We start from the raw sequence: 13,531 nt of genomic DNA on the forward strand, positions 1-13,531 counted from the left end.
GGGCTCAGTGCAGCGGCGCCTCCAGCAGCCGCGCGGCGTCGAGCAGCAGGATCACCTCGCCGCCGACGCGGGCGATGCCGCGCACGCGCGGGTCGCCGACGGGGGCGAGGCGGGCGGTGTGCGCGGGCTCGATGCGGTCGTCGCCGATTTCCGCGACGTCGTCGATCGAATCCACCCGCAGGCCGAGCACGTCGCCGCCGGCCTCGAGCACGATCACCCGCGTGGCCGGGGTGTCGGCGACCGCGGCCTCGCCGAGGTGCAGGCCGAGATCGACCACCGGCACCACCTGGCCGCGCAGGTTGATCAGCCCGGCCACCGCGGGATCGGCGCCGCGCAGCGGCAGCAGCGGCGCCGGCCGCACCACCTCGCGGATCTTCAGCAGCTCCAGCGCGTAGACCTGGCCGCCGCAGCGCAGGCGCAGCCAGCGGGCGCTGCGCTCGGCGGCGCGGCGGCGCGGGGCGGCGGCATCGCCGGCCGGGGACTCGGGGGCATCGACCGCGGCGGCCGCGGCCGCCGGCGGCACCGGGCGAGCGGTGGCGGGCGGTGCCGGTGCGGCTGCCGGCGGCGTCGGCGGTGCCGGCTGCGGTGCCAGCAACAGCCCGACGTAGTCGTCGATCGCGGCCTCGGCGCTCACGCGGCGCGCTCCATCGGCCGGCCGGCGGCGAGCAGCCAGTCGAGCGCGCGCGCGTAGGCGCCCATCGCGCGGCCGGGCGGCTCGCCGCTGGAGACCTGCCGCGCCAGGACCTCGGCGTTGGCGAGCTGGGTGTCCACCGGCACCGCCTGGTCCCAGGCGCGGTCGGCGTAGTCCTCGTGCAGGCGCGCCAGGGTCTCGCGGCCGGCGCGGGTGCGGCGGTCGTACAGGGTGGGCAGCACCGCGACCGGCAGCGGCCGCTGGCGCGAGCGCTCGACCATGGCCGCGGTGCGGCACATGCCGGCCAGCCCGTGCAGCGCCAGCGGCTCGCACTGGGTGGGCACCACCAGGCGGTCGGCGGCCGCCAGCGCGTTGACCATCAGCAGGCCGAGCGTGGGCGGGCAGTCGAGCAGCACGTGATCGTGGGCGCCGCGGTGGCGTTCCAGCGCCTGCGACAGCGCCAGGCCGAGGCCCGGCTGGTTGGCGCTGCGCCGCTCCAGCGTGGCCAGCGCGGTCTGCGCGCAGACGAAGTCCAGGCCGTCGACCGGCGAGCGCCGCAGCAGCGCGGCGAGGGTGGCCGGCGGCGCGGCGAACAGGTCCACCGTGCCGTCGGGCTGCGGCTCGCCGGACACGCCGAAGGCGCGGGTGAGCGAGGCGTGCGGGTCGAGGTCGAGCAGCAGCACGCGCTGGCCGCGCGCGGCCAGCAGGCGGCCCAGCGCCAGCGTGGTGGTGGTCTTGCCCACGCCGCCCTTCTGGTTGGCGATCGCCCAGACGTGCATCAGCCGTGTCCTCGCTCGTGGGGTCGGTGGGAAGCGGACGGCGCGGCGGCGGCCACCGCGCCGGCGTCGCGCTGCGGCAGCGGCGCCGGCGGCAGGTCGGCCTGGCGCGCGCCCGGGGTGTCGGGCGCGGCCAGTACCATCAGCACCACGCGGCGGTTGGCGTTGCGCCCGGCCTCGGAGGCGTTGTCGGCCTTGGGCCGGTGCTCGCCGTAGCCGACCAGCACCAGCCGTTCCGGGGCGACGCGCTCGCGCACGAACAGGTGCACCACGCTGGCCGCGCGCGCGGCCGACAGTTCCCAGTTGGACGGGAACTGCGCGGTGCGGATCGGGCGGTCGTCGGTGTAGCCCTCCACCCGCACCGGGTTGGGGGTGTCGCGCAGCAACCGCGCCACGCGCGCCAGCAGCGCCTGCGCGGACGGATCGAGCGCGGCGGAACCGGTCGCGAACAGGATGTCGCTGTTGATCTCCACTTCCAGCCACAGGTCGGCGCGCTGCACGCTGACCAGGCGCGCGCGCACCATGTCCGACAGCGCGTCCTCCAGCTGCGCGGCGATCGCGCCCAGCTGCCGGCGCGAGGCGGCCGCCGCCTCGCGCTCGGCGCCGCCCGCGCGGTCGCTGCGGCGGCGCGACTCCAGCAGCGGCTGCAGCGGCGAGTCCAGCACCGGCGACGGCGCCTCCGGGCCGTGGCGGGCGCCGGAGGGGATCGGCGTCGGGCGGCCGAAGTCGGACTCGCGGCGGTTGCTCTCGCCGAGCTGGATCGGCGCGATGGCGCGCGGGGTGCCGCTGAAGGCGTTGGCCAGCGAGTCGGCCATGACCCGGTACTTGCCCTCGTTGAGCGAGGACACCGCGTACATCACCACGAAGAAGGCGAGCAGCAGCGTCATGAGGTCGGCGTAGGGGATCGCCCAGGCCTCGTGGTAGCCGTGCTCTTCGTGCTGCCGCCTGCGCCGCGCCATCTCAGTGCAGGAAGCCGGCCAGACGCGCCTCGATGTTGCGCGGGTTCTCGCCCTGGGCGATCGCGATCAGGCCCTCGATCACCAGTTCGCGCTCGCCGCTGCGGCGGCCGATCAGGCTCTTGAGCTTGGCCGCCATCGGCAGGAACAGCAGGTTGGCCGAGGCGATGCCGTAGATGGTGGCGGTGAACGCGGCGGCGATGCCGTGGCCGAGCTTGCTGGGATCGGCCAGGTTCTGCATCACCGCGATCAGGCCCAGTACCGCGCCGACGATGCCCAGCGTCGGCGCGTACACGCCCATGCTCTCGAACACCCGCGCCGCGGCCAGGTCCTGGCGCTCCTCGCCCTCCAGGTCGATCTCCAGCATGTGCCGGATCGATTCCGGTTCCAGCCCATCGACCAGCATCTGCAGGCCCTTGCGCACGAACGGATCGGGGTGGGCCTCGACATGACTCTCCAGCCCGAGCAGGCCCTGCCGGCGCGAGACGTGGCTCCATTCCAGCAACTGCGCGACCAGCGCCCGGCGATCGGCGACCGGCGGCCTGAGCGTCCAGCGCGAGATGCGCAACGCGCGCGCGAACACCGGGCGCGGGGTGTGCAGCAGGATCGCGGCGATGGTGCCGACGATGACGATCACGAACGCCGCCGGCGACCACAGCGCGCCGAGCCCGGCGCCCTTGAGCACGCTGCCCCCGACCAGGGCGGCCAGCGCGAGCAGGAGTCCGACGACGCTGAAGATGTCCATGACCGCGGTATCGGCGCGGAGGGGGCCGGACTTGAGGGCTGGAGGGAGCCGGGACTCGAGATTCGGGACTCGGGACTCGGGACTCGGCAAAGCCGATGCCCCGCAAGCTGGGGCCATTCCGCTTTTCCCTTCCCCCGCAAGCGGGGGAAGGTGCCGAAGGCGGATGGGGGCAGGCCGCAGGCGTGCAAAAGCCGCCCTCATCCGGCGCTGCCTTGCGGGAGAAGGAACAACGTGCCTCGCTTGCGGGAGCAGCGACGGTTCGCCTCCTCCCGGTTCGTCTCAGCCTGCGATCCCGGGACCCGAGTCCCGGGTCCCGGGTCCCGGCTTCAACGCGTCCACGTCGAGGATCAGCGCCAGCCGGCCGTCGCCGATCAGGGTGGCGCCGGCGTAGCCGGGCAGGCCGCGCAGGGCGCGCGGCAGCGGCTTGATGACGACTTCCTCGCGGCCGCGCACGGCGTCCACCACCAGGCCGAAGCGGTGGTCGCCGCGTTGCAGCACGACGATGGTCAGCAGCGGTGCGTCGGGTGCCGGCTGGCCCAGCCAGCGGCGCAGGTCCAGCAGCGAAAGGGTGTGCGAGCGGCGGTCCAGGGCGGCGCGTCCGTCGAACCAGTTCACCGCGGATGCCGGTGCGTGCAGCACCTCCTGCACCCGCGCCAGCGGCAGCGCGTAGGCGTCGCCGGCGGCGTGCACCAGCAGGGTGGGCAGGATCGCCAGCGTCAGCGGCACGCGCAGCGAGAAGCGGCTGCCGCGGCCCAGTTCGGAATGGACCTGGATCTGCCCGCTCAGCTCGCGGATGCGCGACTGCACCACGTCCATGCCGACGCCGCGCCCGGAGATGTCGCTGACTTCGCTGCGGGTGGAGAAGCCGGCCAGGAACACCAGGTTGAGGCATTCCTCCGGGCTCAGCCGCGCCGCCGATTCTGCGTCGATCAGGCCCTTCTCGCGGGCCTTGGCGCGCAGGCGCTCGGGGTCGATGCCGGCGCCGTCGTCCTCGACCTCGATGCCGACGTAGTCGCCCAGCTGCTGGGCGACCAGCCGCACGCGCCCGGCGCGCGGCTTGCCGGTGGCCTCGCGCAGCGCCGGCGGCTCGATGCCGTGGTCGATGGCGTTGCGCACCAGGTGCACCAGCGGATCGGCCAGGGCCTCGACCAGGTTGCGGTCCAGCTCGGTCTCGGCGCCGACCAGCTCCAGCTCGACTTCCTTCTCCAGCGAGCGGGCGACGTCGCGCGCGACCTTGGGGAAGCGCGAGAACACCTTGCCGACCGGCTGCATGCGCATGCGCATGACCGCGCCCTGTAGGCGGGCGGTGGCGTTGTCCAGGCTGCCCACGGCGTGGTCGAGCGCCTCGTCGCGCAGGCGCGCGCGCAGGGTCTTGAGGCGGTTGCGGGCCAGCACCAGCTCGCCGACCAGATCGACGATGGCATCGAGCCGGCGGGTGTCCACGCGCACGCTGTGCTCGCGCTCGGCGCTCGCGACCGGTGCGGCCGGCGGTGGTGGAGGCGGTGGTGGCGGCGGGGAGGCCGGCGGGGGCGGGGCGGGCGCGGCCGCGCTTGCGGCGCCCGGGGCGCCGCCGCCGTGCAACTGGTCCAGCAGCGCCTCGAATTCGTCGTCGCCGATCGGGTCGGCCGCCGCGCCGGCCGGCGGCGCGGCGGCGGTCGGCGCTTGGCCCGGGGCGCCGCCGCCGTGGAGCCGGTCCAGCAGCGCCTCGAACTCGTCGTCGTCGATGGTGTCGGCGGCGGGCCGTTCCAGCGCGAAGGCGGCGAGCAGTTCCGCCGGGGCGGACGGCACCGGCGCGCCGGCCTCGATCGCGGCCACCATCGCCTGCAGCCAGTCCAGCGAACGCTGCGCGGCGTCGAAGTGGCGCGGCAGCAGGCGCGCATCGCCGCTGCGCGCGGCGCCCAGGGTTTCCTCGGCGGCGTGGCACAGCGCCACCAGCGCGGTGGCGCCGAGGAAGCCGCCGCCGCCCTTGAGGGTGTGGAAGGCGCGGAACACCGCGTCGAGGCGCGCGCGGTCGTCCGGCGCGCGTTCCAGCTCGACCAGTTGCGCGCCCAGGTCGTCGAGCAGCTCGCGCGCCTCGATCACGAAGTCGGCGGCGATCTCGGGCGAGCAGGCCGGCACGGCGCTAGAGCCCCAGGCGCGAGAGCAGGTCGTCGGCGGCGTCCTGGTCCACGGCATCGCGATCCAGGCCGGCGACCGCCGGGCCGTGGCCGCGCGGGGAGGCCGCGCCCGGCTCGCGCGGCGGCAGCCCCAGCGCGCCCAGGTTCTCGTGCACGCCGCGGACGATGCCGGCGACCCGGCGCACGATCTGGCCGCCGAGATCCTGGTGGCTCTGCGCCAGCGCCATGTCCTGCAGGTCCAGGCGCAACGCCGCGGCGAGCTGCGCCTGCGCCGGATCGAGCGCGCCGTCCTGTAGGCGCGCGACCAGCGTGCGGGCGTGGTCGATCAGGTCCAGGGTGCGGTGGGTGGCCTGCTCGGTCATCGCCACCACGTGGTCGAGGCGGGCGCAGGCGTCATCGAGGCCGCCGTCGCCTTCGGCGGGCGGTGGCAGGGCGCCCAGCGCCTGCTCCAGTTCGCGCGCCAGCCGGCTCAGGCCCTGCACCAGGCTGCGCGTGCGCGCCCCGGCCAGGGCATCGACGTGGCGGCGCCAGGCCGGTTCGTCGTCGCGCTCCAGCGCGTCGAGCGCATCGTGCAGGCGCTGCAGCAGCCAGGCGCGGTCGCCGGCGTCGGTCGCGGCGGCGGGCGCCGCGCTCATGCCGGGGCCCCCAGCCGGTCGAAGATGCGGCCCAGCTTCTCGGCCAGGGTCTGCGCGGTGAACGGCTTGATGATGTAGCCGTTCACGCCGGCCTGCGCGGCCTCCACGATCTGCTCGCGCTTGGCCTCGGCGGTGACCATCAGCACCGGCAGCGCGCGCAGCCGCGCGTCGGCGCGGATCGCGCGCAGCAGCTCGATGCCGGTCATGCCGGGCATGTTCCAGTCGGTGATCACCAGCTCCACCGCCTCCTGCCGCAGCACCGCCAGCGCGCTGTGCCCGTCCTCGGCCTCCACGGTGTCGTTGAAGCCGAGGTCGGCCAGCAGGTTGCGGATGATCCGCCGCATCGTCGAGAAGTCGTCGACGATCAGGATGCGCATGTTCTTGTTCAAGGCGTGCTCCGTGAGGGGCGTGGCATGGGCTCAGGCCTCGTCGGCGATGCCGGTGTCGGCGAGTTCGAAGGCGCTCAGGCGGCCGCGCAGGCGCAGCACCGCCTGGCCGTGGATCTGGCACACGCGCGATTCGCTCACGCCCAGCACCGCGCCGATCTCCTTCAGGTTCAGCTCGCGCTCGTAGTAGAGCGACAGCACCAGTTGCTCGCGCTCGGGCAACTGGCCGATGGCGGCGACCAGCTCGCGGCCGAACTCGCCGCGCAGCAGCGCCTCCTGCGGGGTCGGGCCGCCGCCGCGCGCGGCGGGCTCGACCTCGCCGTGGTCCTCGACGTGCGAATCCAGGCTCAGCACCTGCCCGCGCGCGGCGTCCTCGACCAGGCGCAGGTACTCGTCCAGCGGCAGGCCCATGCGCTCGGCCACCTGCTGCGGCGTGGCCGGCCGCCCGCTGGCCTGCTCGATCTCGCGGATCGCCGCCGCGGCCTCGCGCGCGCGCCGGTGCACCGAGCGCGGCACCCAGTCGCCGCGCCGGATCTCGTCGATCATCGCGCCGCGGATGCGGATCGAGGCGTAGGTCTCGAACGACGCGCCCTGGTCGGCGTCGTAGCTGCGCGAGGCCTCCAGCAGGCCGATCATGCCGGCCTGGATCAGGTCGTCGACCTCGACGCTGGCCGGCAGCCGCGCGGCCAGGTGGTGGGCGATGCGGCGCACCAGTTCGGCGTGCCGCTCCAGCGGGTCGGGGGCGGTCGCGCGCTGGACCGCCTGGTACTGGCGGGCGGCGAGGCTCATGCCGGCGCTCCCTGCCGGAGCATGCGCTCGACGAAGAACTCGACATGGCCGCGCGGCGCCGGCGGCGCCTGCCAGCGCGCGGCGCGGCGGGCGATCTCCACCAGCGCGCGCGCCGACGGGCTGCCCGGATAGGCGCGCACCACCGCCTGCTGCCGCTGCACCGACATCCGCAGCCAGTCGCACTGCGGCACCGCGCCCAGGTAGTTCAGCGAGACGTCGCCGATGAAGCGCTCGCAGACCCGGGCGAGCTTGTCGTACAGCGCGCGGCCCTCGCTGGCGCCGCGCACCATGTTGGCCACCACCTGCACCCGGTCCACGCCGCGCTCGCGGCACAGCACCTTGATCAGCGCGTAGGCGTCGGTGATCGAGGCGGGCTCGTCGCAGACCACCACCAGGGTGTCCTGCGCGGCCTGGCAGAAGGTCAGCACCGAGTCGGTGATGCCGGCGGCGGTGTCGATCAGCATCACGTCCAGCTCGCGCTGCAGCTCGTCGAACATGTGCACCAGGCCGGCGTGCTCGGCCGGCCGCAGCTCGGCCATGTGCCGGCGGCCGGAGGCGGCGGGCACGATCAGCAGGCCGCCCGGGCCTTCCACCAGCACGTCCTCCAGGCCGCAGCGCCCGGCGACCAGGTCGGCCAGGGTGCGGCGCGGTGACAGGCCCAGCAGCACGTCCACGTTGGCCAGGCCCAGGTCGGCGTCGAGCAGCAGGGCGCGCCGGCCGAGGTCGGCCAGGGCGATGCCGAGGTTGACCGAAACGCTGCTCTTGCCCACGCCGCCCTTGCCGCCGGTCACGGCGAGCGTGCGCACGGGCTTGAGCGGCATCGAGGGCGTGGGCATCTGCACGGGCTCAGGCGACGGCATGGTGGGGCTCCGGGTCGGCGTGCACCGGGTCGATGGGCTTATCGGCATCGCGGCGCAGATCTTCAAGGCGCAGGACCAGGCGGGCGGCGTTGGCGCGGTGCAGGTCGTCGGGCACGCGCTGGCCGTCGGCGATCCAGGTCAGCGGCAGCTGGTGGTCCACCGCCACCGACAGCGCGCCGCCCAGGCGGCCGGTCTCGTCCAGCTTGGTCAGGACCGCGCCCTGCGGGCGCGCGCCCTCGAAACGGCGCACCGCCTCGTCCAGATCGGCGAAATGGGTGTTGGCCGGCAGCACCAGCAGGGTGCGGACCTGGCGCGCCGCGCGCAGCCAGTGCAGCTGGCGCGCCAGCGCGCGGTCGCGCTGGCTCAGCCCGGCGGTGTCCACCAGCACCAGGCGGTAGTCGTCCAGGCGCTGCAGCAGGCCGAGCAGGGCGGCCTCGCTGTCGGCCTCGTGCACGGCGATGCCGAGCTGGCGGCCGTAGCCGTGCAACTGCTCGCGGCCGCCGATGCGCTGGGTGTCGGTGGTGACCAGGGCGACGTCGCGCGGCTGGTGCTGGGCGGCGTACAGCGCCGCCAGCTTGGCGATGGTGGTGGTCTTGCCGGCGCCGGTGGGGCCGACCAGGGCGATCACGCCGCCCTCGTGCAGCGGATCGACCGGGCAGATCGGCAGCCTGCGCGCGATCAGGCCCAGCATCAGCCCGCGCGCGCGATGCGCGGCGGCGTCGGCCGGGATCTGCATGGCCACGTCGCGGGTGAGTCCGGCATCGAAGCCGTAGTCCTCCATCAGCGCCATCGCCTCGGCGCGCACCGGCGCGCCACGCAGGCGCTCGTCGGTCAGGCGCAGCATCTCGCGCTCGATCAACTGCCGCATCTGCGCCAGTTCCTCGCGCATGCGCGCCAGTTCGCCGTCGCTGGCCGGTGCCGGCGGCGCCGGGATCGCCTCGCGCGGGGCCGCCGCGACGGCCGGCCGCCGCGCCGCGATCGCCGGCGACGGCGAGCCGGCGGCGGCGCGCGGTCCGGCCGCCGGCGGCGCCGCGTCCGCCGGCGCCAGCGAGCGCAGCCAGCGTTCCGACGGCGCCAGCGGCGCGGCGGGTGCGGCGGGCGGCACGGCCGGGCCCGGCCGCGCATCCTCGATCTCGCGCCGCGCCTCGTCGAGCGCATGCTGGACGAAGGCCTCGTCGTAGTTGCTCGCCGCCACGATCTCCACGCCCTCCTCGGAGCGGCGATTGGACAGGATCACCGCCTCCGGCCCGAGCGCCTCGCGCACCCGCTGCAGCGCACCGCGCATGTCCGCGGCGACGAATCGGTGGAGTTTCATGCGCGAGAGGCCAGGGGCCAGGGGCCGGAGGCCGGGGAAGGCGCGGGGAATCCGAACTCGTGTTGATGTCTTGCGCTCATGTGCCTCTCCGATTCGATCTCTGGCCTCTGGCCTCTGGCCCCTGGCCCCTGGCCCTGGTCAACTCACCGTCCCCACCAGCTTCAGCCGCTTTTCCTCCGGCACCTCGCCGTAGGCCAGCACCGAGAGGCTGGGGACGCTGTGGCGCACCAGGCGCGCGAGGGCGGCGCGTACCGGGCCGGGCACCAGCACCACCGCGGGCTCGTTGCGCGCGTCCTGGCGGCTTGCGCAGTCGGCCAGGCTTTGCTGCAGGCGCTCGGCCAGGCCGGGCTCCAGCGCGGTGCCGCCGCCCTGGGCGGAGTCCTGCAAGACCCGTTCCAGCGCCGGGGCCAGGGTGTAGACGGGCAGTTCCTCGGCGCCGCCGGCGATCTCCTGCACGATGAAGCGGCCCAGCGCGGTGCGCACTGCGGCGGTGAGCTGGCCCGGGTCCTGGGTGTGCGCGGCGTGCTCGACCAGCGCCTCGGCGATGCGCCGCAGCTGCCGCACCGGGATCCGCTCGACCAGCAGGTTCTGCAGCACCCGCGCCACCACCGACAGCGGCAGCGATTTCGGCGACAGGTCCTCGGCCAGCTTGGGCGCGCTGCGCGCCAGCGTGGCCAGCAACTGCTGCACTTCCTCGTGGCCGAGCAGCTCCGGCGCCTGTTCGCGCACCACGTGCGACAGATGCGTGGCGATGACGGTCGCCGGATCGACCACGGTGTAGCCGGCCGCCTCGGCCTGGGCGCGCTGCGGCGGCAGGATCCACAGCGCGTCCAGCCCGAACGCCGGGTCCTTGCCGGGCAGGCCCTCGATCGGGCCGAGGGTGCCGCCGGGATCGAGCGCGAGCAGGCGGTCGGGGTGGACCTCGGCGCTGGCCACCGGCACCCCGTGCACCAGCAGCCGGTAGGCGGCCGGCGCCAGTTCCAGGTTGTCGCGGATGTGCACCGGCGGGATCAGGAAGCCGATGTCCTGGGTGAGCTTGCGCCGCACCGCCTTGATCCGCGCCATCAGCTCGCCGCCCTGGGCGGTGTCGACCAGCGGGATCAGCCGGTAGCCGACCTCCAGGCCGAGCGGATCGGCCGGGCGCAGGTCGTCCCAGCCGATCTCGGTCGCGGCGGCCTGTTCCGGCGCGGGCAGCGCGGCGTCCGCGCGCTCGCCGGCCTCCGCGCCCAGGCTGCGGCGGCGCAGCGCCCAGGCCGCGTAGCCGACGATCGCCGCCAGCGACAGGAACGCCAGGTTCGGCATGCCCGGCACCAGGCCGACCAGCAGCAGGATGGTCGCGGCGATGGCCAGCGCGCGGTGCTGGCCGAAGACCTGGCCGCCGACCGCGCCGCCCAGGTCCTGCGCGCGCGAGGCGCGGGTGACCAGCAGCGCGACCGCGGAGGAGACCAGCAGCGCCGGGATCTGCGACACCAGCCCGTCGCCGATCGACAGCAGGGTGTAGGTGGACGCCGCATCGGCGGCGCTCATGCCGTGCTGGAGCACGCCGATCGCCAGGCCGCCGATCATCGTCACCAGCAGGATCAGGATGCCGGCGATGGCGTCGCCGCGGATGAACTTGCTGGCGCCGTCCATCGCGCCGTAGAAGTCCGCCTCCTGGCGCACCTCGTCGCGGCGCGCCTTGGCCTCGTCGCGGGTCAGCAGGCCGGCGTTGAGGTCGGCGTCGATGGCCATCTGCTTGCCGGGCATGGCGTCGAGGATGAAGCGCGCGGTCACCTCCGACACCCGCCCCGCGCCCTTGGTGATGACCACGAAGTTGATGATGGTCAGGATCGCGAAGGCGACGATGCCCACCGCGAAGTTGCCGCCGACCACGAACTCGCCGAACGATTCGATGACCTGGCCGGCCGCGCCGTGGCCGTCCTGGCCGTGCAGCAGGATCACCCGGGTGGAGGCCACGTTGAGCGCCAGGCGCAGCATCGTGGTCAACAGCAGCACGATCGGGAAGATGCTCAGGTCCAGCGGGCGCTGCACGTGGATCACCGCCAGCAGCACCACCAGCGAGATGGCGATGTTGAAGCTGAAGAGCGCGTCGAGCACGACCGGCGGCAGCGGCACCACCACCATCGCCAGCAGCGCCAGCACCAGCAGCGGCGCGCCCAGGCCGGTGCGCAGCAGGTCCAGCAGGCGCCGCGGCGCGGCCGGGGCGAGCGCGCTCATCGCGCGCCCCCGGCGTCGCCTTCGTCGATCTCGATCGCGTCCAGCGCCGGCGGCGGCGTGCCCGGCCGCCAGGCGCGCAGCTGGTAGACGTAGGACAGCACCTGGGCGACGGCGGCGTAGAGCTTCACGGGGATTTCCTGGCCGATCTCCGCCTCCCGATACAAGACCCGTGCCAGCGGCGGCGCCGAGACCAGCGCGACCCGGTGCGCCTGGCCGATCTCGCGGATGCGCAGCGCCACCTCGTCCACGCCCTTGGCGACCACCCGCGGCGCGCGCATGCGGCCGCCGTCGTAGCGCAGCGCGACCGCGTAGTGGGTCGGGTTGACCACGATCGCGTCGGCGGTGGGCACCGCCTCCATCATTCGCCGCTGCGACATCTGCATCTGCAACTGGCGGATGCGGCCCTTGACCTCCGGCCGGCCCTCGCTTTCCTTCAGTTCCTCGCGCAGCTCCTGGCGGGTCATCTTCAGCTTCCGCCGCCAGTTCCATTTCTGGTACGGCGCATCCAGCAGCGCCAGCAGCGCCAGCGCGGCGGCGGTGGCCATCAGCACCCACAGCGCGAAGCGCAGGCCGTCGCGCGCGGCATGCTCCAGCGGCTGCTGCAGCATCGCGCGCAGGGCGGGCAGGCGCGGCCACAGGCACAGCGCCGCGGCGGCGCCCACCAGCGCCACGCGCAGCAGCGACTTCAGCAGTTCGGCCAGGCCCTCCGGCCCGTAGATGCGCTTCAGGCCGGCCAGCGGATCGAGGCGCTTGAGGTCGGGCACCAGGCCCTTCGAGGACACGTTGAACCCGCCCATCAGCGCCGGCGCCACGAAGCACGCCAGCAGCGCCACCAGCAGCAGCGGCGCCAGGATCCAGGCGAAGCCCAGCATCAGCCCGCCCATGTGGCCGAGCAGCAGGTGCGGCGCATCCAGCAGCGCCCGGTCCGGGCTCAGCGCCTGCCGCATCCAGTCCAGCGCGCGCGCGCTCAGGCCGCCGCCCAGCGCCAGCAGCGCGGCGACGCAGGCGCCGAACACCGCCACCGTGGACAGCTCGCGCGAGCGCGCCACGTTGCCCTGTTCGCGGGCTTCGCGTAGGCGCTTCTCGCTGGGCTGTTCGGTCTTTTCCTGACCGTCCTCGTTCTCGGCCATGATCGCAGCGGCTCACGGGTACGGCGCGGACGATGCAAGCGATGTGCCGGGGGGCAGGGGTCAGGGGCCAGAGGCCGGAGGCCGGAGGCCAGGGAAGGGCAAAAGCAGGGGAATCGCGATGATCGCGAGAGCCCGCTTCACCCTGGCCCCTGGCCTCTGGCCCCCGACCCCTGGCTTACCGCGTCAGCCGCGCGGCGGCGTCGAAGGCGGCGTCGTAGAGCGCCTGCACGGGCGGGCCCAGCTCGCCGGCCAGCACCGCGATCAGGAACAGGCCGATCAGCACCGAGACCGGCAGGCCGAGCTGGATCGGGTTGAGCGCGGGTGCGGCGCGCGAGAGCACGCCGAAGGCCAGGTTGACCGCCAGCATCGCCACCATCACCGGCAACGCCAGGGTCGCCGCGCCGCGCAGCACCGCGGCGAAGAAGGCCGGCGCCACCGCCAGCGCGGCGGCGGGATCGGGCAGGGCCGCGCCGATCGGCAGCGCGTCGTAGCTGCGCACCAGCAGCGCGACCATCGCCAGGTGGCCGTTGGCGGCGAAGAACAGCAGCCCGAACGCGAGATAGAACCATTGCCCGACCACGCCGGAGTTGACCCCGCGCAGCGGGTCGCTCATCTGCGCGAACGACAGGCCGGTGCCCTGCGAGATCAGCTCGCCGGCCAGCGCGCCGGCCTCGAACACCAGCCGCAGCATGAAGCCCATCGCCACGCCGACCGCCAGTTCGCGCGCGATCGACAGCACGGTGGCGGCATCGAAGCCGCGCCACGCCGGCGGCGCCGGCAGCAGCGGCGCCAGCGCCAGGGCCAGCGCCAGCGCGGCCATGACCCGGATCCGCGCCGGCAGCGCGCGGGTGCCGATCAGCGGCATCGCCATCAGCAGCCCGCCGACCCGCAGCGCGGTCCACAGCAGGGTGCCGATCATGCCGAAGGCCTGCTCGCCGTCGATGGCGACCGCGGTGACGGCGTCCATCGGGCGC

13 protein-coding genes are annotated in these 13,531 nt (G+C 74.6%); all 13 read right to left on the reverse strand.

The features are described from left to right. Positions 1-4 precede the first annotated feature (4 nt). The 13 genes from Z164_RS0108440 to fliR all read right to left on the reverse strand — a co-directional run bounded on the left by Z164_RS0108440 (position 5) and on the right by fliR (position 13,524). Complete coding sequence (locus Z164_RS0108440; protein ID WP_024890269.1) at positions 5-634, reverse strand: chemotaxis protein CheW; 630 nt, start codon at positions 632-634, stop codon at positions 5-7. Beyond that, on the reverse strand, positions 631-1,410 hold the full coding sequence (locus Z164_RS0108445; RefSeq protein WP_024890270.1) for a ParA family protein: 780 nt from the start codon (positions 1,408-1,410) through the stop codon (positions 631-633). The genes Z164_RS0108440 and Z164_RS0108445 overlap by 4 nt, the downstream gene beginning before the upstream one ends. Beyond that, the gene (gene motD, locus Z164_RS0108450; RefSeq protein WP_024890271.1) at positions 1,410-2,366 is read right to left on the reverse strand and encodes a flagellar motor protein MotD; all 957 of its coding nucleotides are present in this window, start codon (positions 2,364-2,366) and stop codon (positions 1,410-1,412) included. Before motD ends, Z164_RS0108445 begins: the two co-directional genes overlap by 1 nt. 1 nt (position 2,367) lies before the next feature. After that, entirely contained in the window at positions 2,368-3,108 is a 741-nt protein-coding gene (locus Z164_RS0108455; RefSeq protein WP_024890272.1) for a flagellar motor protein, read from the reverse strand. A gap of 279 nt (positions 3,109-3,387) precedes the next feature. Further along, positions 3,388-5,226 carry a chemotaxis protein CheA gene (locus tag Z164_RS0108460; protein WP_024890273.1) on the reverse strand — a complete coding sequence of 613 codons (1,839 nt, stop codon included), beginning with the start codon at positions 5,224-5,226 and terminating at the stop codon, positions 3,388-3,390. Between the two features lie 4 nt (positions 5,227-5,230). Further along, a complete protein-coding gene (locus tag Z164_RS0108465) occupies positions 5,231-5,860 on the reverse strand; it encodes a protein phosphatase CheZ (RefSeq protein WP_024890274.1) in 630 nt (209 codons plus the stop codon). Further along, positions 5,857-6,249, reverse strand: a complete 393-nt coding sequence (locus Z164_RS0108470) for a chemotaxis response regulator CheY (protein ID WP_024890275.1) — start codon at positions 6,247-6,249, stop codon at positions 5,857-5,859. The genes Z164_RS0108465 and Z164_RS0108470 overlap by 4 nt, the downstream gene beginning before the upstream one ends. A 30-nt stretch (positions 6,250-6,279) precedes the next feature. Further along, positions 6,280-7,035, reverse strand: coding sequence for an RNA polymerase sigma factor FliA (locus Z164_RS0108475; RefSeq protein WP_024890276.1), 756 nt, complete (start codon positions 7,033-7,035; stop codon positions 6,280-6,282). After that, positions 7,032-7,895, reverse strand: a complete 864-nt coding sequence (locus Z164_RS0108480; protein WP_024890277.1) for a P-loop NTPase — start codon at positions 7,893-7,895, stop codon at positions 7,032-7,034. The genes Z164_RS0108475 and Z164_RS0108480 overlap by 4 nt, the downstream gene beginning before the upstream one ends. After that, entirely contained in the window at positions 7,882-9,210 is a 1,329-nt protein-coding gene (flhF, locus tag Z164_RS0108485) for a flagellar biosynthesis GTPase FlhF (protein ID WP_024890278.1), read from the reverse strand. The genes Z164_RS0108480 and flhF overlap by 14 nt, the downstream gene beginning before the upstream one ends. 138 nt (positions 9,211-9,348) lie before the next feature. Further along, complete coding sequence (gene flhA, locus Z164_RS0108490) at positions 9,349-11,427, reverse strand: flagellar biosynthesis protein FlhA (protein WP_024890279.1); 2,079 nt, start codon at positions 11,425-11,427, stop codon at positions 9,349-9,351. Next, positions 11,424-12,557, reverse strand: coding sequence for a flagellar biosynthesis protein FlhB (gene flhB, locus Z164_RS0108495; RefSeq protein WP_024890280.1), 1,134 nt, complete (start codon positions 12,555-12,557; stop codon positions 11,424-11,426). Before flhB ends, flhA begins: the two co-directional genes overlap by 4 nt. Positions 12,558-12,732: 175 nt before the next feature. Continuing rightward, a complete protein-coding gene (fliR, locus tag Z164_RS0108500) occupies positions 12,733-13,524 on the reverse strand; it encodes a flagellar biosynthetic protein FliR (RefSeq protein ID WP_024890281.1) in 792 nt (263 codons plus the stop codon). Positions 13,525-13,531: the final 7 nt, after the last annotated feature.

This window comes from Luteimonas huabeiensis HB2 (assembly GCF_000559025.1).
GTDB lineage: Bacteria > Pseudomonadota > Gammaproteobacteria > Xanthomonadales > Xanthomonadaceae > Luteimonas > Luteimonas huabeiensis.

Bases quoted from the DNA above. Each gene is read 5' to 3' on its own strand.
- Z164_RS0108475 (WP_024890276.1), bottom strand. From the start codon at position 7,035: ATGAGCCTCGCCGCCCGCCAGTACCAGGCGGTCCAGCGCGCGACCGCC.
- fliR (WP_024890281.1), bottom strand. From the start codon at position 13,524: ATGGACGCCGTCACCGCGGTCGCCATCGACGGCGAGCAGGCCTTCGGC.
- motD (WP_024890271.1), bottom strand. From the start codon at position 2,366: ATGGCGCGGCGCAGGCGGCAGCACGAAGAGCACGGCTACCACGAGGCC.
- Z164_RS0108445 (WP_024890270.1), bottom strand. From the start codon at position 1,410: ATGCACGTCTGGGCGATCGCCAACCAGAAGGGCGGCGTGGGCAAGACC.
- Z164_RS0108455 (WP_024890272.1), bottom strand. From the start codon at position 3,108: ATGGACATCTTCAGCGTCGTCGGACTCCTGCTCGCGCTGGCCGCCCTG.
- flhB (WP_024890280.1), bottom strand. From the start codon at position 12,557: ATGGCCGAGAACGAGGACGGTCAGGAAAAGACCGAACAGCCCAGCGAG.
- Z164_RS0108465 (WP_024890274.1), bottom strand. From the start codon at position 5,860: ATGAGCGCGGCGCCCGCCGCCGCGACCGACGCCGGCGACCGCGCCTGG.
- flhA (WP_024890279.1), bottom strand. From the start codon at position 11,427: ATGAGCGCGCTCGCCCCGGCCGCGCCGCGGCGCCTGCTGGACCTGCTG.
- Z164_RS0108480 (WP_024890277.1), bottom strand. From the start codon at position 7,895: ATGCCGTCGCCTGAGCCCGTGCAGATGCCCACGCCCTCGATGCCGCTC.
- flhF (WP_024890278.1), bottom strand. From the start codon at position 9,210: ATGAAACTCCACCGATTCGTCGCCGCGGACATGCGCGGTGCGCTGCAG.